Source organism: Bacillus sp. NPDC094064, assembly GCF_050279585.1.
GTDB lineage: Bacteria > Bacillota > Bacilli > Bacillales > Bacillaceae_G > Bacillus_A.
Genome location: NZ_JBNNUI010000003.1, coordinates 271,652 through 293,621, shown reverse-complemented (window position 1 = coordinate 293,621; position 21,970 = coordinate 271,652). Strand labels below are relative to the sequence as shown.

The 21,970-nt window shown below is 37.6% G+C and carries 21 protein-coding genes; all 21 read left to right on the top strand.

Annotation, left to right across the window (positions count from 1 at the left end; all coding sequences use genetic code 11):
• Positions 1–33: 33 nt before the first annotated feature.
• The 21 genes from rncS to hslU all read left to right on the top strand — a co-directional run bounded on the left by rncS (position 34) and on the right by hslU (position 21,963).
• Positions 34–771, top strand: coding sequence for a ribonuclease III (gene rncS, locus ACQKNI_RS09265; protein WP_001146870.1), 738 nt, complete (start codon positions 34–36; stop codon positions 769–771).
• A 147-nt stretch (positions 772–918) separates the two neighbouring features.
• Complete coding sequence (smc, locus tag ACQKNI_RS09260) at positions 919–4,488, top strand: chromosome segregation protein SMC (protein ID WP_427282336.1); 3,570 nt, start codon at positions 919–921, stop codon at positions 4,486–4,488.
• 15 nt (positions 4,489–4,503) lie between these two features.
• Positions 4,504–5,493, top strand: coding sequence for a signal recognition particle-docking protein FtsY (gene ftsY / locus ACQKNI_RS09255; RefSeq protein ID WP_000007653.1), 990 nt, complete (start codon positions 4,504–4,506; stop codon positions 5,491–5,493).
• A 133-nt stretch (positions 5,494–5,626) separates the two neighbouring features.
• Positions 5,627–5,959 carry a putative DNA-binding protein gene (locus ACQKNI_RS09250; protein WP_000891062.1) on the top strand — a complete coding sequence of 111 codons (333 nt, stop codon included), beginning with the start codon at positions 5,627–5,629 and terminating at the stop codon, positions 5,957–5,959.
• A gap of 12 nt (positions 5,960–5,971) precedes the next feature.
• Entirely contained in the window at positions 5,972–7,321 is a 1,350-nt protein-coding gene (gene ffh, locus ACQKNI_RS09245; protein WP_000863460.1) for a signal recognition particle protein, read from the top strand.
• A 100-nt stretch (positions 7,322–7,421) separates the two neighbouring features.
• Positions 7,422–7,694: a 30S ribosomal protein S16 gene (rpsP, locus tag ACQKNI_RS09240; RefSeq protein WP_000268750.1), complete on the top strand. Its 273-nt coding sequence runs from the start codon at positions 7,422–7,424 to the stop codon at positions 7,692–7,694.
• A gap of 14 nt (positions 7,695–7,708) precedes the next feature.
• Positions 7,709–7,936: a KH domain-containing protein gene (locus ACQKNI_RS09235; protein WP_000737397.1), complete on the top strand. Its 228-nt coding sequence runs from the start codon at positions 7,709–7,711 to the stop codon at positions 7,934–7,936.
• A gap of 121 nt (positions 7,937–8,057) precedes the next feature.
• Complete coding sequence (gene rimM, locus ACQKNI_RS09230; RefSeq protein WP_088230132.1) at positions 8,058–8,573, top strand: ribosome maturation factor RimM; 516 nt, start codon at positions 8,058–8,060, stop codon at positions 8,571–8,573.
• Positions 8,573–9,307, top strand: a complete 735-nt coding sequence (gene trmD, locus ACQKNI_RS09225; protein WP_088230131.1) for a tRNA (guanosine(37)-N1)-methyltransferase TrmD — start codon at positions 8,573–8,575, stop codon at positions 9,305–9,307. Before rimM ends, trmD begins: the two co-directional genes overlap by 1 nt.
• A 146-nt stretch (positions 9,308–9,453) precedes the next feature.
• Positions 9,454–9,798, top strand: a complete 345-nt coding sequence (gene rplS, locus ACQKNI_RS09220; protein WP_001186515.1) for a 50S ribosomal protein L19 — start codon at positions 9,454–9,456, stop codon at positions 9,796–9,798.
• A 101-nt stretch (positions 9,799–9,899) separates the two neighbouring features.
• Positions 9,900–10,451 (top strand): signal peptidase I, encoded by a 552-nt coding sequence (gene lepB, locus ACQKNI_RS09215; RefSeq protein ID WP_088230130.1) that lies wholly within the window; start codon positions 9,900–9,902, stop codon positions 10,449–10,451.
• Positions 10,452–10,471: 20 nt separating this feature from the next.
• The gene (gene ylqF / locus ACQKNI_RS09210) at positions 10,472–11,362 is read left to right on the top strand and encodes a ribosome biogenesis GTPase YlqF (RefSeq protein WP_000236700.1); all 891 of its coding nucleotides are present in this window, start codon (positions 10,472–10,474) and stop codon (positions 11,360–11,362) included.
• Between the two features lie 51 nt (positions 11,363–11,413).
• A complete protein-coding gene (rnhB, locus tag ACQKNI_RS09205; protein ID WP_088230129.1) occupies positions 11,414–12,187 on the top strand; it encodes a ribonuclease HII in 774 nt (257 codons plus the stop codon).
• 193 nt (positions 12,188–12,380) lie between these two features.
• Positions 12,381–13,541, top strand: a complete 1,161-nt coding sequence (gene sucC, locus ACQKNI_RS09200) for an ADP-forming succinate--CoA ligase subunit beta (protein WP_001020788.1) — start codon at positions 12,381–12,383, stop codon at positions 13,539–13,541.
• A gap of 19 nt (positions 13,542–13,560) precedes the next feature.
• Positions 13,561–14,463, top strand: a complete 903-nt coding sequence (gene sucD / locus ACQKNI_RS09195; protein ID WP_000115179.1) for a succinate--CoA ligase subunit alpha — start codon at positions 13,561–13,563, stop codon at positions 14,461–14,463.
• Positions 14,464–14,550: 87 nt separating this feature from the next.
• Positions 14,551–15,420 (top strand): DNA-processing protein DprA, encoded by an 870-nt coding sequence (dprA, locus tag ACQKNI_RS09190; RefSeq protein WP_088230128.1) that lies wholly within the window; start codon positions 14,551–14,553, stop codon positions 15,418–15,420.
• Between the two features lie 144 nt (positions 15,421–15,564).
• Positions 15,565–17,643: a type I DNA topoisomerase gene (gene topA / locus ACQKNI_RS09185; protein ID WP_088230127.1), complete on the top strand. Its 2,079-nt coding sequence runs from the start codon at positions 15,565–15,567 to the stop codon at positions 17,641–17,643.
• Between the two features lie 51 nt (positions 17,644–17,694).
• Positions 17,695–18,999: an FADH(2)-oxidizing methylenetetrahydrofolate--tRNA-(uracil(54)-C(5))-methyltransferase TrmFO gene (gene trmFO / locus ACQKNI_RS09180; protein ID WP_098253116.1), complete on the top strand. Its 1,305-nt coding sequence runs from the start codon at positions 17,695–17,697 to the stop codon at positions 18,997–18,999.
• Between the two features lie 65 nt (positions 19,000–19,064).
• The gene (gene xerC / locus ACQKNI_RS09175; protein ID WP_088230125.1) at positions 19,065–19,964 is read left to right on the top strand and encodes a tyrosine recombinase XerC; all 900 of its coding nucleotides are present in this window, start codon (positions 19,065–19,067) and stop codon (positions 19,962–19,964) included.
• Between the two features lie 42 nt (positions 19,965–20,006).
• On the top strand, positions 20,007–20,549 hold the full coding sequence (hslV, locus tag ACQKNI_RS09170) for an ATP-dependent protease proteolytic subunit HslV (RefSeq protein ID WP_000526274.1): 543 nt from the start codon (positions 20,007–20,009) through the stop codon (positions 20,547–20,549).
• A 22-nt stretch (positions 20,550–20,571) separates the two neighbouring features.
• Positions 20,572–21,963 (top strand): ATP-dependent protease ATPase subunit HslU, encoded by a 1,392-nt coding sequence (hslU, locus tag ACQKNI_RS09165; protein ID WP_088230124.1) that lies wholly within the window; start codon positions 20,572–20,574, stop codon positions 21,961–21,963.
• Positions 21,964–21,970 lie beyond the last annotated feature (7 nt).

The following is a 21,970-nucleotide window of genomic DNA, read 5'->3' as shown; positions in this document are numbered from 1 at the left end:
GCGGGGCTTCTCGGCTTATATCTGGAGGGACCTATGCCGTACCGAAAACATAGAGAAAAAAAATACGAAACAAAATATCGTGAAGCGTTTAAAGTATTTCAAGAAGAGATAGGTATTACGTTTACAGATGAAAAATTACTGATTCAAGCATTTACGCATTCATCGTATGTGAATGAGCATCGAAAAAAACCGCACGAGGACAATGAGCGTCTTGAATTTCTTGGTGATGCTGTATTGGAACTCACTGTATCACAGTATCTGTTTCAAAAATATCCGACAATGAGCGAAGGAGAGTTAACGAAACTACGTGCAGCTATTGTATGTGAGCCATCTCTTGTTCGTTTTGCAAACGAGTTGTCATTTGGTAGCCTTGTTTTATTAGGAAAAGGTGAGGAAATGACGGGTGGACGTGAACGACCAGCTTTATTAGCGGATGTCTTTGAAGCGTTTATTGGGGCCCTTTACCTTGATCAAGGGCTAGAAACAGTTTGGGGATTCTTAAAAGAAGTTGTATATCCGAAAATTAATGAAGGTGCTTTTTCTCATGTGATGGATTATAAGAGTCAATTACAAGAATTGATTCAGCGTGATGGTAGTGGCAATATTGAATATCAAATTCTGCAAGAAAAAGGACCAGCCCACAATCGAGAATTTGTGTCACGTGTTACGTTAAATAACGTGGCATTAGGTCTTGGTAGTGGAAAGTCGAAAAAAGAAGCAGAGCAACAAGCTGCTGCAGAAGCGTTGAAAAAGTTAAAAGAACAACTATAAGGAATCCCCCTTTGAATGAGGGGGATTCCTTATGCATAGAATGAAACTTTCTTTTTGTTTGTAAATAAAAGGGAGGGAAATCCGTATAATGGCTCGTTTGCATGCAAACAGCGTTTATAACAACGGAGAATAGGAGGAAGGCCTTTCGTGTTTTTAAAAAGATTAGAAATAGCAGGATTTAAATCTTTTGCTGAGCGTGTATCTGTTGATTTTGTTCCTGGTGTAACTTCTGTAGTAGGCCCTAATGGGAGTGGGAAAAGTAATATTACGGATGCAATTCGCTGGGTACTTGGTGAACAATCTGCGAAATCATTACGTGGTGCAAAGATGGAGGATATTATTTTTGCGGGCAGTGATACGAGAAGAGCAGTTAATGTTGCTGAAGTAACATTAACTTTAAATAATGAAGATCAACGTTTGCCGATTGAATATAATGAGGTGTGTGTAACGCGCCGTGTATCTCGTTCAGGTGATAGTGATTTCTATATTAATAAACAATCATGTAGATTAAAAGATATTATTGATTTGTTTATGGACTCTGGTATGGGAAGAGAAGCTTTTTCGATTATTAGCCAGGGGAAAGTTGAAGAGATTTTAAGTAGTAAATCAGAAGAGCGTCGTGGTGTATTTGAAGAAGCTGCGGGTGTGCTGAAATACAAACTTCGTAAAAAGAAAGCTGAAGGGAAATTAGCAGAAACGCAAGAAAATTTAAATCGTGTACAAGATATAATTCACGAATTAAGTAGTCAAGTAGAACCTTTAGAAAGACAAGCTTCTATTGCGAAAGATTATCTTGAGAAAAAAGAAGAATTAGAGAAAGTAGAAGCAGCGCTTATTGTACATGAAATTGAAGAATTACATGAGAAATGGGAAGCGCTTCGAAATCAGTTTGGGCATAATAAAAACGAAGAAGCTAAAATGTCAACGAATTTACAAAAAGGTGAAGAAGAGCTTGAGGAATTACGGGGGCAATTACAAGCGGTAGATGAGTCTGTAGATTCCTTACAAGAAGTACTTCTTCTTTCTAGTAAAGAGCTAGAAAAACTAGAAGGACAGCGTGAGTTATTAAAAGAGAGAAAGCAAAATGCAACGACGCATTGTGCACAGCTTGAACAGTTAATTGTTGAATTAACAGAAAAAGCTAAAAGTTATGATGGTGAAATTGAGTCGAGTACAGAAGTGTTGATGCAATTTGCAAATCAAGTAAAAGAGTTAGAGAGAAAATTGCATGATAATGAGCTATTGCTTGCAACTTTCGCTGACAATTTAGAGGAGAAAATTGAGAATTTAAAAGGTGATTATATTGAACTTTTAAATCAACAAGCTAGTCATCGTAATGAGTTATCTATGATTGAAGAACAATCTAAACAGCAAAGCTCTAAAAATGAACGTCTTGATGAAGAAAATGCGAAATATGTAGAAATGCGTATGGAAATTACAGCGAAAAAGACGAAACTTGTAGAGAATTATGAACAAGTGAAAGAAAAAGTAGCTGGTCTTCTTTCGGACATACAGAAGACAGAAGTGGCGCTTGGGAAATGTAAGACGCAGTATAGTGAAAATGAAACGAAACTATATCAAGCGTATCAATTTGTACAACAGGCATGTTCTCGAAAAGAAATGTTAGAAGAGATGCAAGAAGACTACTCTGGTTTCTATCAAGGAGTACGTGAAGTATTGAAAGCTAGAGAAAATAGATTGCAAGGTGTCGAGGGAGCTGTCGCAGAACTACTGACTGTACCGAAAGAATATGAAATCGCAATGGAAATTGCCTTAGGTGCAGCTATGCAACATATCGTAGTACAAACTGAAGAACATGCTCGTAATGCAATTGCGTTTTTAAAGCAAAATAAACATGGACGAGCAACGTTTTTACCGCAAGCTGTTATTAAGAGTAGATCGTTATCATTTGAGCAATTACGTATCGTAAATCAACACCCATCGTTTGTAGGTGTGGCGGCAGAACTTGTTCAGTACAACAATAAATATGAAAATGTAGTTTCAAATTTATTAGGTACGGTTATTGTTGCGAAAGACTTACGTGGAGCAAATGAACTAGCGAAACAACTACAATACCGTTATCGCATTGTAACAATCGAAGGTGATGTAGTGAACCCTGGTGGTTCTATGACGGGTGGAGCGGTAAAACAAGCGAAATCTTCTTTATTAGGACGTCAACGTGAACTGGAAGAGTGGACTAACAAGTTAACTGATATGGAAGAAAAAACAACGAAGTTAGAAAACTTTGTTAAAGCAGTAAAACAAGAAATTCAAGAAAAAGAATTAAAAATACGAGAACTAAGACAAAGTGTAGAAGCAGAGCGTGTAGATGAGCAGAGATTAAGAGAAGAAATTAACCGTTTAGAATTAGAAGAACATCGTATTAACGATCGCTTATCTATTTATGATTTAGAGATTGAAGGCTTCTTACAAGATCGAGTAAAAATGCAAGGGCGTAAAGAGGAGTTAGAAGGGATTTTAACGAATCTTCAAGCTGATATCACGGAGTTAGATAGTAAAATTGTCGCTTTAACAAAACAAAAAAGTGAGCAGCATTCTTCGAAAGAAAAAGTTCAAAAAGAAATGACTGAGTTAAAAGTGTTGGCGGCTGAAAAGCAACAACGCTTATCTAATCAAAAAGAAAAAGTTGAACGATTGACGAAGGAAAAAGACGAAACGGATGCAACACTTGTAAAAACGAAAGAGGATTTAGCATTCTTAAAACAAGAAATGACATCGAATTCAAGTGGTGAAGAGCAAATTACGAATATGATTGAGAAGAAAGCATATGATCGTAATCAAACTTCAGAGTTAATACGTTCTCGTCGTGAACAACGTGTATCATTACAAGAAAGAGCTGAACATTTAGAGCGTAGTCTGAAAGAAACGACAGGTAAACATAAATATATTCTTGAGATGCTGAAAGATCAAGAAGTGAAAATAAATCGACTTGATGTAGAGCTAGAAAATAGATTGCAACATTTACGTGAAACCTATACGATTTCATTCGAAGCAGCGAAACTCAAATATACAATGGCAATGCCAGCGGAAGATGCACGTAAGAAAGTAAAATTAATCAAATTATCCATAGAAGAATTAGGCACAGTAAACTTAGGTGCAATTGATGAGTATGAGCGTGTAGCAGAGCGTCATACGTTCTTATTAGAGCAGAGAGGCGATCTAGAAGAAGCGAAAACGACATTGCACCAACTTATTACCGAAATGGATGAAGAAATGAAAAAACGCTTTTCTACCACATTCGAAGGGATTCGAATGGAGTTTCAATCGGTATTCTCTGAATTATTTGGAGGCGGTAGAGCGGATTTAGTCATGACGAATCCAGAAGACTTATTAAATACGGGTATTGATATTGTAGCGCAACCGCCAGGGAAGAAACTGCAAAACTTAGGTTTACTTTCAGGTGGAGAGCGTGCTTTAACAGCAATTGCGCTTTTATTTGGTATTTTAAAAGTACGCCCAGTACCATTCTGTGTACTAGATGAGGTAGAGGCGGCTCTTGATGAGGCGAATGTTGTCCGCTTTGCCCAGTATTTAAAGAAGTTTAGTGATGAGACGCAGTTTATTGTAATCACACATAGAAAAGGTACAATGGAAGAGTCTGACGTATTGTACGGTGTAACAATGCAAGAATCAGGGGTATCTAAACTTGTTTCGGTTCGTTTAGGTGATGGAGAAGAACTAGTTGCAAGCAAATAGGAAGGATGGGACAGTATGAGCTTTTTTAAAAAATTAAAAGAGAAAATTTCAAAACAAACAGATACAGTAACAGAGAAGTTTAAACAAGGATTAGAAAAAACAAGAAATTCATTTGCTGATAAAGTAAATGATTTAGTGTATCGTTATCGCAAAATAGACGAAGATTTCTTTGAGGAATTAGAAGAGATCTTAATTAGTGCAGATGTCGGCGTTTCGACAGTAATGGAATTAATTGATCAGTTGAAAGAAGAAGTGCAACGTCGTAACATTCAAGATCCGAAAGAAGTACAGGCTGTCATTTCAGAAAAGTTAGTAGGAATTTACAAAGGTGACAGCGACTTTAGTAATGAAGTTAATATACAAGAGGATCAATTAACGGTTGTTTTATTTGTTGGTGTTAACGGTGTAGGGAAAACGACTACAATTGGTAAGTTAGCTCATAAATTTAAATCAGAAGGTAAGTCCGTCTTATTAGCGGCAGGAGACACATTCCGTGCTGGAGCGATTGAACAATTAGAAGTATGGGGCGATCGCGTTGGTGTAGAAGTGATTAAACAAGGATCAGGATCTGATCCAGCAGCAGTTATGTATGACGCTGTACAAGCAGCGAAAGCACGTAAAGTGGACGTATTACTATGTGATACAGCAGGACGCTTACAAAATAAAGTGAACTTAATGAAAGAGTTAGAGAAAGTGAAGCGTGTAATTGAGCGTGAAGTACCAGGGGCTCCTCATGAAGTATTACTTGTTATTGATGCGACAACTGGACAAAATGGTTTAAGCCAAGCAAAAACATTCCGCGAAGCAACGAATGTTACTGGTATTGTTTTAACGAAGTTAGATGGCACTGCTAAAGGTGGTATCGTATTAGCGATTCGTAACGAAATGGATGTACCGGTGAAATTCGTTGGATTAGGAGAGCAGATGGATGATCTGCAACAGTTCGATCCGGAACAATATGTGTATGGTTTATTTGCGAACTTAGTAGAAACAGAAGAAGTATAAGCGAAAGAAGCGGTATTTTCCGCTTCTTTTTCTATAAAAATATGTGATGTTAAGAAAAAAACTTGACACTCTTTTGTACTCCATGTAAACTAATTCATGTAAAGGGAAATCACTTAACAAAGGATGATCCAACATGCTCGAAAAAACAACGAGAATGAACTATTTATTTGATTTTTATCAATCGTTGTTAACGCAAAAACAAAGAAGTTATATGTCGCTTTATTATCTAGATGATTTATCTCTTGGTGAAATTGCGGAAGAATTTGATGTAAGTCGCCAAGCCGTGTATGATAACATTAAACGGACTGAAGCGATGCTTGAAGAATATGAAGAAAAATTAGTATTACTTCAAAAGTTTCAAGAGCGACAGCGACTTGTTGCAAAGCTAAAACAGCTAATCAGCGAAGAAGAGCATGTGAATGAAGAAATGAAACAAGTTGTTGAAGCTATCGAAAAATTAGATTAGGAGGGCGGCAATATGGCATTTGAAGGATTAGCCGACCGACTTCAACAGACAATGCAAAAAATCCGCGGCAAAGGAAAAGTTTCTGAAGCCGATGTGAAAGAAATGATGAGAGAAGTTCGTCTTGCTCTTTTAGAAGCGGACGTTAACTTTAAAGTAGTAAAAGATTTTGTAAAGCGTGTGTCTGAACGTGCTGTCGGACAAGATGTAATGAAAAGTTTGACACCTGGACAACAAGTAATTAAAGTGGTACAGGAAGAACTTACAGAACTTATGGGCGGAGAGCAAAGCAAAATTGCTGTTGCTAATAAGCCGCCAACTGTTATAATGATGGTTGGTCTGCAAGGTGCGGGTAAAACAACGACGACAGGTAAGCTTGCGAATTTGCTACGTAAAAAGCATAATCGTAAACCGATGCTTGTTGCAGCGGATATTTACCGTCCAGCAGCTATTAAACAGCTTGAAACATTAGGGAAGCAATTGGACATGCCTGTATTCTCTTTAGGAGATCAAGTAAGTCCTGTTGAAATTGCGAAACAAGCGATTGCAAAAGCAAAAGAAGATCATCACGATTATGTTTTAATCGATACAGCAGGTCGTCTGCATATTGATGAAGAACTAATGGATGAATTAGCGAAAGTGAAAGAAGTTGCGAAACCGGATGAAATTTTCCTTGTTGTCGATGCGATGACGGGACAAGACGCGGTAAATGTTGCACAAAGTTTCCATGAACAGTTAGGTTTAACAGGTGTTGTATTAACGAAATTAGATGGTGATACGCGCGGTGGTGCTGCATTATCTATTAAGGCGGTAACAAATACACCAATTAAATTTGCTGGTATGGGTGAAAAACTAGATGCAATTGAAGCGTTCCATCCAGAACGTATGGCATCCCGTATTTTAGGGATGGGAGACGTCTTAACATTAATTGAAAAAGCGCAAGCTACAGTTGATGAAGAGAAAGCAAAAGAACTTGAGCAAAAAATGCGTACGCTTTCGTTTACACTTGACGATTTCCTAGAACAACTTGGACAAGTGCGTCAACTTGGACCGCTTGACGAATTGTTAGGAATGCTTCCTGGTGCAAATAAAATTAAAGGGCTGAAAAATGCGCAAGTTGATGAAAAGCAAATTGGGCATATTGAAGCGATTATTCGTTCTATGACTAAATTAGAGCGAGAACAACCGGAAATAATCAATGCTAGTCGTAAAAAACGCATTGCCAAAGGTAGCGGTACAACGGTACAAGAAATCAATCGTTTAATCAAGCAATTTGATGATATGAAAAAGATGATGAAAACGATGACGGGAATGCAAAAAGGTAAGAAAAAAGGACTAGGTGGATTGAAGTTTCCATTCATGTAAGGAAAAAAGATGGCTCTGTTAAGAAAAAATACTTTACAAAGCAATAGTCTTTTTGCTAATATAATTATCTGTGTGAAATAAATTCGGAGGTGCTTTATAAATGGCAGTTAAAATTCGTTTAAAACGTATGGGAGCTAAAAAAACTCCTTTCTATCGTGTAGTTGTTGCAGATTCTCGTTCTCCTCGTGACGGACGTTTCATTGAGGAAATCGGTACTTACAATCCGGTTGCTCAACCAGCTGAAGTTAAGATCAACGAAGAAGCAGCATTAAAATGGTTAGGAAATGGTGCTAAACCATCTGATACAGTTCGTAACTTATTCTCTAACCAAGGTATCATGGAGAAATTCCACTTATCTAAACAAGGTAAGTAATTGAGGCAATGACTATGAAGAAGTTAGTCGAGACGATTGTCAAGCCTCTTGTCGATCATCCTGAAGATGTAAAAGTTACACAGGAACTTTACAACGGAGAGATAAAGTATCGATTAACTGTACATCCTGAGGATGTTGGAAAAGTCATTGGAAAGCAAGGGAAGGTTGCGAAAGCGATTCGAATGCTCTTGTATTCAGTGGGACATCATAATGATGAGAAAGTAACACTGGAAATTCAATAAACGTAAAAAGGGCGAGGAGTTAATTCCTCTCCCTTTTTTAACATTTAAAGAGAAGTTGCATGTTCCATATGTGAAATGGAGATGCTTAATTTATATAGAAACCAGGGGTGACATACTGTTTATGACAAAATGGTTTAATGTAGGGAAAATTGTAAATACTCATGGCGTAAGAGGAGAAATTCGTGTGATTTCTCGTACTGATTTTCCAGAAGAGCGATATAAAGTAGGAAACACTTTATACATATCGAATGAGAAAAGTACAGACTACCTTCCGGTAAAAGTAACTTCTCATCGTCAACATAAGACATTTGATTTATTAACATTTGAAGGATACAACAATGTAGATGAAGTAGAGAAGTTCAAAGGTTCTTTAATAAAAGTGCCAGAAGAGCAGCTAGGCGAACTAGCTGAAGGTGAATACTACTATCATGAAATTATCGGTTGCAGTGTTGTGACAGAAGAAGGAGAAGCACTAGGAACAATTAAAGAGATTCTATCTCCTGGTGCAAATGATGTTTGGGTAATTAAACGTCCAAAGGGTCAAGACCTTTTAATTCCTTATATTGATGACGTTGTACTTCAAGTTAATATTGAAAATAAATTAGTAACCATTCATGTAATGGAAGGATTGCTATAATGAAAATTGATATTTTAACGTTGTTTCCAGATATGTTTACGGGTGTGTTTGGATCTTCAATTTTAAAGAAAGCACAAGAAAAAGAAGCTGTAGAGCTTCGTGTTGTCAATTTCCGTGATTATACGACTAGTAAACATAATAGTGTAGATGATTATCCGTATGGTGGGGGCGCTGGGATGGTATTAACCCCGCAGCCTATCTTTGATGCGGTGGAAGATTTAACGAAAGAAACAGAGCGTAAGCCGAGAGTGGTCTTAATGTGTCCGCAAGGGGAAAGATTTACTCAGAAGAAAGCGGAAGAGCTTGCAGAGGAAGAACATGTAATCTTTGTATGTGGGCATTATGAAGGCTATGACGAAAGAATTCGTGAACATCTCGTAACAGATGAAATTTCTATTGGTGATTACGTATTAACTGGTGGAGAACTAGCTTCTATGGTTATTACTGATAGTGTCGTACGTCTATTGCCAGGAGTGCTAGGGAACCATGCTTCGCAAGTAGAAGATTCGTTTAGTACAGGTTTGTTGGAGCATCCACACTATACACGTCCAGCTGATTTTCGTGGTATGAAGGTACCGGATGTACTAATGTCAGGAAATCATAAAAATATTGATGAATGGCGCCATAAAGAGTCCTTGCGTCGTACGTATACACGTAGACCGGACTTACTGGAAGAACGAGAATTATCTAAACAAGAAGAGAAATGGCTAGAACAAATTAAAGAAGGCCGATAAGGACTTGATATATTTTCTATTGCAACAGTCCTAGCAATATGCTATTATAACATTTGTGCTACTGAAATCAGTAGCCGTATTAACGATGTTCCGCTGTAATTTATTAAGACTTTATAAGAACATCTGTTTAAAGGAGAGAATTTAATATGCAACAATTAATCGCAGAAATTACAAAAGGCCAATTAAAAACTGACCTTCCTTCATTCCGTCCTGGAGACACTTTACGTGTACACGTAAAAGTAGTTGAGGGAACTCGTGAAAGAATTCAGCTTTTCGAAGGTGTTGTAATTAAACGTCGTGGTGGCGGAATCAGTGAAACATTCACAGTTCGTAAAATTTCTTACGGTGTAGGTGTTGAGCGTACATTCCCAATTCACACGCCAAGAATCGCGAAAATCGAAGTACTTCGCCGTGGTAAAGTACGTCGTGCTAAGTTATACTACTTACGTAACCTTCGCGGTAAAAAAGCACGTATTAAAGAAATTCGATAAGACATGTATGGGAGCTTGTAAATGCGCAAGCTCCCTTTTTCCAATCTATATAAAATTTTGATATAATACGAGCAGCTTACATAACCGTGGAGGGGAAATACATGAAGAAAGAAAAGAGTTCACTTTGGGAATGGATCAAGGCAATTTTGATTGCTGTTGTATTAGCGGGCGTTATTAGACAGTTTTTCTTTGCACCAATTCTCGTAGATGGAGTATCGATGGCATCTACTTTACACGATCGCGATCGAATGATTGTCAATAAAATTGGTTATCACATAGGAGATCCAAAACGATTTGATATTATCGTATTCCGGGCAACGGAAGATAAGGACTATATTAAGCGTATTATTGGCCTACCAGGCGATGAAATAGAGTATCGTAATGATACACTATATGTTAACGGAAAGGCTTATGAGGAGCCATATTTAGACAAGCAGAAAAAACAAATTGCTGACGGACCGCTTACATATGATTTTACTCTTGAAGAAATGACAGGGAAGAAAACTGTTCCAGAAGGTCAATTATTCGTTTTAGGCGATAATCGTCGTTTTAGTAAAGATAGCCGTTCGATTGGTACAATTTCAATGGACCAAGTGATTGGAAAAGCAAATATACTATATTGGCCGTTAAAAGATGCTCGTATTGTGAAATAAAAGAAAAAGAAGGTGGCAACATGGTAATTCAATGGTTCCCGGGACATATGGCAAAGGCTAGACGCCAAGTAACAGAAAAATTAAAGTTAATTGATGTTGTAATTGAGCTTGTAGATGCTCGATTACCTTTATCATCTCGAAATCCAATGATTGATGAGATTATTACGCATAAACCGAGGCTTGTTGTTTTAAATAAAGCAGATATGGCAGATGATCGTTTAACGAAACAATGGATTGCATATTTTAAAGAAAAAGGTCATATGGCAATTTCAATTAACGCGCAAGCTGGACAAGGTATGAAGGAAATTGCAGCGGCTTGTAAAGTGTTGGTTAAAGAAAAGTTTGATAAAATGGTTGCAAAAGGTATTAGACCGAGAGCGATTCGTGCATTAATTGTAGGGATACCGAATGTTGGTAAATCTACATTAATTAATAAATTAGCAAAGAAAAATATTGCTAAAACAGGAGATCGTCCAGGTGTGACAACAGCCCAGCAATGGATTAAAGTTGGGAAAGAAATGGAACTGTTAGATACACCGGGTATTCTGTGGCCTAAATTTGAAGATCAATTAGTGGGTCTTCGATTAGCGACAACAGGCGCAATTAAAGATTCCATTTTAAATTTACAAGATGTTGCTGTTTACGCACTACGTTTTATGGAGAAACATTATCCAGAACGTTTGAAAGAGCGCTATAATTTAAATGACATTCCAGAAGACATCGTGGAGTTATTTGATGCGATTGGAAAAAATAGAGGTTGCTTAATGGGCGGCGGAATGATTGATTATGATAAAACATCTGAACTTGTACTTCGTGAACTTCGTGGTGGCAAACTTGGAAAAATGACGTTTGAAACACCAGAAGAGTTTGCAGAGCAGACAGAAGATGCAGAAAAAGTAGAAGAAGTATAAGACGTGCGTTTGTACGTCTTTTCTTTTTTGTATATAAAGGGAGTGGCATGAATGCAAAAAGTGACTATTCAAGAAGCGGAACATTTACTGCAAGAAATTATGAGTGAAGAAGATGACCGCTTTCAACTATTAATGAAAGATGAGCGAAAAGGGGTACAAAAGCTCATTTTGAAGTGGTATAAACAAAAAGAGTTAGCGCAGAAAGAAAAAGAAAAGTTTTTCGAAATGTCCAAGTATGAGATTGCATTACGTGAAAAAGGTCTCGCATATATCGCAGGTATTGATGAAGTAGGGCGTGGACCGTTAGCTGGGCCTGTTGTGACGGCAGCTGTTGTCCTTCCGGAAGATTTTTATATTCCAGGGTTAAATGACTCGAAAAAGCTGAGTGAGGCGAAGCGAGAGCGTTTTTATGATGAAATCAAAGCACAAGCAATTGCAATTGGAGTTGGAATTGTATCACCGCAAGTTATTGATGAGATAAATATTTATCAAGCGACGAAACAAGCGATGTTAGATGCTGTTGCGAATTTATCTTGTACACCACAATATTTATTAATTGATGCGATGAAACTCCCTACACCAATTCCGCAAACATCCATTATTAAAGGTGATGCGAAAAGTATTTCTATTTCAGCTGCATCCATTATTGCGAAAGTAACGAGAGATCGTATGATGAAAGAGCTTGGAGAAAAGTATCCTGCATATGGATTTGAACAACATATGGGGTATGGAACAAAACAACATTTAGAGGCGATTGAAGTGCATGGCGTATTAGAGGAACATCGAAAATCGTTTGCACCTATTAAAGATATGATTCAAAAATAAGCTGCGAAAACGCAGCTTATTTTTTATTTTGACATATAAACATTACTATTTTCAAAAAAGAATAAAGCGATTTCAGTTTTCTGACACTTTATTGTAGACAGCGTGCCAATCATCTTATACAATGGCAATGTAATGTTTTTTAAACATTAAAAAACTTTTCGAGTAAAACAGGAAAACAGGGGAGGATGGGACCATGAATATCCATGAGTACCAAGGTAAGGCAGTCCTTAGAAGCTATGGGGTTAGTGTTCCGAACGGGAAGGTTGCATTTACAGTAGAAGAAGCTGTAGAAGCAGCGAAAGAATTAGGAACGGATGTATGTGTAGTAAAAGCACAAATTCACGCTGGTGGACGCGGCAAAGCTGGCGGAGTAAAAGTTGCAAAAAATTTAGATGAAGTTCGTACATATGCAGAGAGCATTTTAGGAACTACACTTGTGACACATCAAACAGGTCCTGAAGGTAAGGAAGTAAAACGCTTACTTATCGAAGAAGGTTGCGATATTAAAAAAGAATATTATGTAGGTCTTGTGTTAGATCGTGCAACTTCTCAAGTTGTTTTAATGGCGTCTGAAGAAGGCGGAACAGAGATTGAGGAAGTAGCAGAAAAAACACCTGAAAAAATCTTTAAAGAATATATTGATCCAGCAGTAGGCTTACAAGGCTTCCAAGCGCGCCGAATCGCATTTAACATCAATATTCCAAAAGAGCTTGTAGGACAAGCTGTGAAGTTTATGATGGGCTTATACCGTGCGTTTATCGAAAAAGATTGCTCTATCGCTGAGATTAACCCGCTTGTTACAACAGGTGACGGTAAAGTAATGGCGTTAGATGCGAAATTAAACTTTGATTCTAATGCGTTATATCGCCATAAAGACATTTTAGAACTTCGTGATCTTGAGGAAGAAGATGCAAAAGAAATTGAAGCTTCTAAATATGACTTAAATTACATTCCTTTAGATGGAAATATCGGTTGTATGGTTAATGGTGCAGGTTTAGCGATGGCTACAATGGATATCATTAAACATTACCATGGTGATCCAGCTAACTTCTTAGATGTTGGTGGCGGTGCGACAGCTGAAAAAGTTACAGAAGCATTCAAAATTATCCTTTCTGACAAAAATGTAAAAGGTATCTTCGTTAACATTTTTGGTGGCATTATGAAGTGTGATGTTATCGCAGAAGGTGTTATTGAAGCAACGAAACAAGTAGGTCTTGAATTGCCTTTAGTTGTACGTCTTGAAGGTACAAACGTAGAGTTAGGTAAGAAAATTTTAAATGAGTCTGGCTTAAATATTGTTGCAGCAGAATCTATGGCAGACGGTGCACAAAAAATTGTTTCACTAGTGGGCTAATAGAAAGCGGGGGAGAAAAATGAGCGTATTAGTTAATAAAGATACAAAAGTTATTGTTCAAGGTATTACAGGTTCTCAAGGGTTATTCCACACAAAACAAATGATTGAATACGGTACGAAAATTGTCGGTGGTGTAACGCCAGGTAAAGGTGGCACTGATATTGAAGGTGTACCAGTATTTGATACTGTAGAAGATGCAGTGAAAGCAACAGGCGCAAACGCTTCAGTTGTATACGTTCCACCCGCTTTTGCGGCTGATGCAATTATGGAAGCGGTTGATGCAGAAATCGATTTAGTAGTATGTATTACTGAAGGAATTCCTGTATTAGATATGGTAAACGTAAAGAGATATATGGCGGGTAAACATACACGTTTACTTGGACCGAACTGCCCAGGTGTTATCACGCCTGATGAATGTAAAATCGGTATTATGCCAGGATACATTCATAAAAAAGGTCATGTTGGTATCGTGTCTCGCTCTGGTACATTAACGTATGAGGCTGTACATCAGTTAACACAAGAAGGTATTGGTCAATCTACTGCTGTAGGTATTGGCGGAGACCCAGTTAACGGTACAGACTTTATTGATGCGTTAAAAGCATTTAATGAAGATGAAGAGACACATGCTGTAATTATGATTGGTGAAATCGGCGGTACAGCGGAAGAAGAAGCAGCTGAATGGGTAAAAGCTAATATGACAAAACCTGTTGTGGGCTTCATTGGTGGCCAAACTGCGCCTGAAGGCAAACGTATGGGCCATGCTGGGGCAATCATTTCTGGTGGTAAAGGAACTGCTGCAGAAAAGATTAAAACAATGGAAGCTTGTGGTATTAAAGTAGCAGAAACACCAGCTGTTATGGGTGAAACATTAATCTCTGTTTTAAAAGAAAAGGGATTATTTGAGACTTGTAAAAACTATTAATCTTTTCGAAAGACACCTTCTTATTAGAGGTGTCTTTTTATAGTTCTTCTGTTTACATAATAAAAATTATGGGTAAGGAGAAATGAGATGAAACGAGAACGATTATTACACCTTCATTACATGTTAGCCGACCATTGGAAGGCGATAAAAAGGTTACTGTATGTCGATCCAGAATTGAAAAAAATATACACTTTTAATGCAAAACAAATGGAACACTACATGGGAATATCCTCGAAAAAATCTTCAGAATTAGTACATTTTCTTCAAAGTTCAAATCTATCGCAATATATATCTTATTTAGAGAAAAATCAAATCTTTTATATGACTATATGGGATGAAGAATACCCACAATTATTACGTGAAATACAAGATCCGCCCTTTGTTTTATATGGAAAAGGAGAGAAGGGTTTTCTCAATAAAGCAAATAAACTAGCGATTGTTGGAACGAGAGAGCCGACTTTATATGGTCATGAGAGTTTAGCGTCTATTGTACACCCGTTATTAAAAAGAGAATGGCTTATTGTTAGTGGGTTTGCAAGGGGGATAGATACAATGTCTCATGAAATTACAGTAAGACAGCATTGCCCAACTATTGCGATATTAGGACATGGATTATCTTATATGTATCCAAAAGAAAATAGGCATTTGTATGAAGCGTGGAAGGAATATATATTGTTATTGACAGAGTATCCGCCGCACTATGCGCCAAAAAAATGGTATTTTCCAAAACGAAACCGAATTATTAGCGGTATAAGTAAAGGTGTTTTAGTTGTAGAAGCGAAATCGAGAAGTGGAACACTTATTACTGCGGACCTTGCGTTAGAGCAAAATAGGGAGGTATTTGCGCTTCCTGGACCTATATTTATAGAGGGTGCATCGGGAACGAATCATCTTATTCAACAAGGTGCAAAACTAGTAAGAAATGCAGAAGATATCTTAGAAGAGATTTTAAATTAACCTTATATTTTTATGTTTTTATTAAACAATTATTGACAAATGGTAGATTGGCACTGTATGGTATATTCATTCTTGATTGACAAAAACAAGAGAAATCAATAAGATTAATGAAGACTTGAATCCACCTCTTAAGGAGGCACTAGCATGTCAGATTACCTCGTAATCGTGGAGTCGCCTTCTAAGGCGAAGACCATTGAGAAATATTTAGGGAAAAAATACAAAGTTGTCGCGTCTATGGGACACGTTCGCGATTTACCTAAAAGTCAAATGGGGATAGAAGTAAAGAACAACTTCACCCCGAAGTATATTACCATTCGTGGTAAAGGTCCCGTCTTAAAAGACTTAAAATCAGCGGCAAAAAAAGCAAAGAAAGTCTATCTCGCGGCCGATCCAGACCGCGAAGGGGAAGCTATTGCTTGGCATTTAGCCAATACGTTAAATGTGGACGTTGAATCAGATTGCCGAGTTGTGTTTAATGAGATTACAAAAGATGCAATCAAAGAATCATTTAAACATCCTCGTGCGATTAATATGGATTTAGTAGATGCACAACAAGCAAGACGTATACTTGATCGCCTTGTTGGTTACAATATTAGTCCTTTATTATGGAAGAAAGTAAAAAAAGGACTAAGTGCAGGACGCGTACAATCTGTAGCAGTTCGTTTAATTATCGAACGTGAAAAAGAAATTGAAAGCTTTGAACCTGAAGAATTCTGGACAATTAAGACAGAATTTGTGAAAGGGAAAGACACATTTGAAGCAAGTTTTTATGGTGTAGATAGTGAAAAAGTTCAATTAACGAATGAAACGCAAGTGAATGAAATAATTGAACAGATGAAAGATAATGCGTTTTCAGTTGAAAATGTAACGAGAAAAGAGCGCAAACGTAATCCTGCATTACCGTTTACAACATCTTCCTTGCAACAAGAAGCTGCACGTAAGTTGAATATGCGAGCAAAGAAAACAATGATGCTTGCGCAGCAATTGTATGAAGGGATCGATCTTGGAAAACAAGGGACTGTAGGTCTTATTACGTATATGAGAACTGACTCAACACGTATCTCAGAAACAGCTCAAACAGAGGCTCGTACTTACATTACTGAGGCGTTTGGTACGGAATACATAGGAACAGAAAAGAAGAAAGAAACGAAAAAATCAAATGCGCAAGATGCGCATGAGGCGATTCGTCCAACTTCGGTAATGAGAAAGCCAGAGGAACTAAAAAGTTTCTTAAGCCGTGACCAACTTCGATTGTATAAATTGATTTGGGAGCGATTTGTTGCAAGTCAAATGTCGTCTGCTATAATGGATACTGTGACAGCGAGACTCATTAATAACAATGTTCAGTTCCGTGCTAGTGGATCGGTTGTAAAGTTCCCAGGATTTATGAAAGTGTATGTAGAGTCAAAAGATGACGGGGCTGAAGAAAAGGATAAGATGTTGCCACCTTTAGAAGTAGGGGAAACTGTATTTTCTAAGGATCTAGAACCGAAGCAACATTTTACACAACCTCCACCGCGTTATACAGAGGCTCGTTTAGTAAGAACACTTGAAGAGCTTGGAATTGGAAGACCATCTACGTATGTGCCAACACTAGAAACGATTCAAAAACGTGGATATGTAGGCTTGGATAATAAACGTTTCGTTCCAACTGAACTTGGTGAAATAGTAATCGAACTTATTTTAGAATTTTTCCCGGAAATTATTAACATTGAATTTACTGCCAATATGGAGCAAAGCCTTGATGAAGTAGAAGAAGGAAATGCGAATTGGGTAAAAATTGTTGATGATTTCTACGTAGGCTTTGAACCGCGTTTAGAAAAAGCGGAAAAAGAAATGCGTGAAGTGGAAATTAAAGATGAACCAGCTGGGGAAGACTGTGAATTGTGTAACCACCCAATGGTCTTTAAAATGGGTAAGTATGGGAAATTTATGGCTTGTTCGAATTTCCCAGATTGTCGTAATACAAAGCCGATTGTGAAAGAAATCGGTGTTACTTGTCCGAAGTGTGATAAAGGTCAAATTATTGAACGCCGAAGTAATAAGAAGAAACGTCTTTTCTATGGATGCGGTACATATCCAGAATGCGACTTTGTATCTTGGGATAAGCCGATTGGCCGTAAGTGTCCGAAGTGCGAAGGTATGCTTGTAGAGAAAAAGTTGAAAAAAGGCGTGCAAGTACAATGTATTTCGTGCGATTATGAAGAAGAACAACAAATGTGAGCGTAACTGCTCACATTTTTTTCGGGAAGAAAAGGAAAGGTGATATATAATATGACAACACAAGTAGTAAACGTCATTGGCGCAGGTCTTGCAGGAAGTGAAGCAGCTTACCAAATTGCAAAACGCGGCGTTCAAGTTAAATTATACGAAATGAGACCAGTAAGGCAAACACCGGCTCACCACACAGATAAATTCGCTGAATTAGTATGTAGTAATTCACTTCGTGCAAACACATTAACAAATGCAGTTGGAGTTATTAAAGAAGAAATGCGTTTAATGGATTCAGTAATTATTCGTGCAGCGGATGAGTGTTCTGTACCAGCTGGAGGTGCTTTAGCTGTAGACCGTCATGAATTTGCGGCGAAAGTAACTGAGTATGTGAAAAATCATCCAAACGTAACTGTTATGAATGAAGAGGTCACTGAAATTCCAGAAGGACCAACTATTATTGCGACAGGTCCACTTACTTCTCCAGATCTTTCTGCACAATTAAAAGAACTAACAGGTGAAGATTATTTTTACTTCTATGATGCTGCAGCGCCAATCGTTGAAAAAGACAGCATTGATATGAATAAAGTATATTTAAAATCACGTTATGATAAAGGTGAAGCGGCATATTTAAACTGTCCAATGACAGAAGAAGAATTTGACCGTTTTTATGAAGCTTTAATTGCTGCTGAGACAGTGCCTTTAAAAGAATTTGAAAAAGAAATTTTCTTTGAAGGTTGTATGCCGGTAGAGGTTATGGCAAGTAGAGGAAGACAGACGCTAGTGTTTGGACCGATGAAGCCTGTTGGGTTAGAAGATCCGAAAACAGGGAAAACGCCATATGCTGTTGTTCAGTTACGTCAAGATGATGCAGCAGGAACATTATACAACATTGTAGGTTTCCAAACACATTTAAAGTGGGGACCACAAAAAGAAGTATTACAGCTAATTCCAGGGTTAGAAAACGCAGAGATTGTACGTTACGGCGTAATGCATCGTAATACGTTTATTAATTCACCTAACTTGCTTCGCCCAACATATCAATATAAACAACGAGATGATTTATTCTTCGCTGGCCAAATGACTGGAGTAGAGGGATATGTTGAATCGGCAGCATCAGGATTATTAGCGGGTATTAACGCTGCTCGACTTGTAAAAGGTGAAGAACCAGTTGTATTACCACCTGTAACTGCAATGGGAAGCATGGCGAACTATATTACAGCGACAAATGCGAAAAACTTCCAACCAATGAATGCAAACTTCGGTCTATTCGCACCGTTAGAGAAGAAAATTAAGAAGAAAGCAGAACGAAATGAAGCGTATGCTACACGTGCTTTAGAAACGATTCAAAATTTTGTAAATATTTAGTTAAATATCTTGCAAAGGCTACTAAGTTGTGATACGATTTAGTAGCCTTTATTGAGGTGAGTTATGTGAATGTGAAGAAATTGTTACAATTATTCGTTGGATATTTACAAATTGAAAGAAATTATTCAAAATATACAATTGCAAGTTATCAAAATGATTTAGAACATTTTGTGCAATTTATGGAGCGAGAAGGCATATCCTCTTTTTTAGATGTTACATACGCAGATGTTCGTTTGTACTTAACGACGTTGCATGATGAAAAGTTAGCCCGTAAATCTGTCGCAAGAAAAGTATCAAGCTTACGAAGTTTATATCGTTTTTTGATGCGTGAAGGTTATCGGACAGATAACCCGTTTGCACTTGCGTCACTCCCCAAAAAAGAATTGTCAATCCCAAAGTTTTTATATGCTGAAGAGCTAGAGGAATTATTTGAAGTTTCTGATACGGAAACACCACTGGGTCAAAGAAATCAAGCACTATTAGAGTTGATGTATGCGACTGGGATCCGTGTTAGTGAATGTGTCAATTTACAACTTACCGATATTGACTTCGCGGTGGGAACAATTTTAGTGATGGGAAAAGGAAAAAAACAAAGGTATATTCCGTTCGGAAGCTATGCACAAGATGCTTTAATTACTTATATAGAGAACGGGAGAAAACAGTTAGCTAACAAGACTGAAGAACACTCTCATATGGTATTTTTAAATGCGAAAGGTACGCCGTTAACAAGTCGGGGTGTACGTTATGTATTAAACGAACTCATTAAGAAGGCTTCAGTGACAATGCGGATAAGTCCCCATATGTTAAGGCATACATTTGCTACACATATGTTAGATGAAGGGGCGGATTTACGTACTGTACAGGAGTTGTTAGGTCATGAAAATTTGTCGACGACACAAATTTATACGCATGTCTCTAAAGAAAGATTGCGTTCTGTTTACATGAAGCATCACCCGCGGGCATAAATTGCTTTTAAAGCTATAAAAACATATAAAGGAGTTTTTTCTATGGGAAATTTCCACGCTACAACGATATTTGCAGTTCATCATAATGGAGAATGTGCAATGGCTGGAGATGGTCAGGTGACAATGGGAAATGCTGTTGTAATGAAACATACAGCTCGTAAAGTTCGCAGACTTTTCCAAGGTAAAGTTTTAGCTGGTTTTGCAGGTTCAGTTGCTGACGCATTTACTCTTTTTGAAATGTTTGAAGGGAAATTAGAAGAGTATAATGGCAACTTGCAGCGTGCTGCTGTTGAAATGGCAAAACAATGGCGTGGCGATAAAATGTTACGTCAGCTAGAAGCGATGCTCATTGTCATGGATAAAACAACTATGCTCCTTGTTTCAGGTACAGGAGAAGTGATTGAACCGGATGATGGCATTTTAGCAATTGGATCTGGTGGGAATTATGCACTTTCTGCAGGTCGTGCTTTAAAGCAATATGCAAGTGAACACTTAACAGCGAAACAAATTGCGAAAGCGAGTTTAGAGATTGCTGGCGATATTTGTGTTTATACGAACCACAACATAATTGTTGAAGAATTGTAGAATCGTAAGGGAGGCATTTTATATGCATTTACATTTTACTCCGCGCCAAATTGTGGAAAAATTAGATCAATACATTATCGGTCAAAAAGATGCGAAGAAAGCGGTTGCTGTAGCTTTGAGAAATCGATACCGCCGAAGTAAATTAGCTGAAGATTTACGTGATGAAATTGCACCTAAAAATATTTTAATGATTGGACCAACAGGTGTTGGGAAAACAGAGGTAGCACGACGAATGGCGAAACTCGTTGGAGCACCTTTTATTAAGGTTGAAGCTACGAAATTTACAGAAGTTGGATATGTAGGTAGAGATGTAGAGTCGATGGTACGTGACCTTGTGGAAACGTCAGTTCGTATTGTGAAAGAAGAAATGGTAATTAAAGTACAAGACAAAGCAGAAGAGCAAGCAAACCAACGACTTGTTGAAATTTTAGTGCCAAGTCCGGAGAAGCAATCTGGATTCAAAAACCCATTAGAAATGCTTTTTGGCGGCGCTCAAAATTCGAATCAAACATCTGATGCAGAGGAAGATGTTGAAATCGAAAAGAAACGTCAAGATGTGGAAAGAAAGCTTGCTGCAGGACTTCTTGAAGATGAAATCGTATCGATTGAAGTGACTGAACAGCAGTCTTCCATGTTCGATATGTTACAAGGAACTGGCATGGAACAAATGGGGATGAATTTCCAAGATGCATTAGGAAGTTTTATGCCGAAAAAAACGAAAAAACGTAAACTTTCTGTAAAAGAAGCAAGAAAACTCTTGACAAATGAAGAGGCACAGCGCTTAATTGATATGGATGAAGTTACACAAGAGGCTGTTTATCGTGCTGAACAGCTCGGGATTATTTTTATCGATGAAATTGACAAAATTGCTGGTAAGCAGTCGAATAGCGTAGATGTATCACGTGAAGGCGTGCAACGTGACATTTTACCAATTGTAGAAGGATCGAATGTTGCGACAAAATACGGATCAGTAAAAACGGATTATATTTTATTCGTTGCAGCTGGAGCGTTCCATATGTCTAAGCCGTCGGATTTAATTCCGGAATTGCAAGGGAGATTTCCGATTCGAGTAGAATTAACAAAATTATCGACAGATGATTTTGTGAAAATATTAATCGAGCCTGACAATGCGCTAATTAAACAATATATGGCATTATTAGCGACTGAAGGTATAGAAATTGAATTTTCAGACGAAGCTATTCGTAAGATTGCTGAGATTGCTTATCAAGTTAATCAGGATACAGATAATATTGGAGCAAGAAGACTTCATACGATTATGGAGAAACTCCTTGAAGATTTATCGTTTGAAGCATCTGAAATTACGTTAGAGAAAATAACGATAACACCTCAATACGTTGAGGAGAAATTAGCAACAATTGCTAAAAATAAAGATGTGAGCCAGTTTATTTTGTAATAGTGTC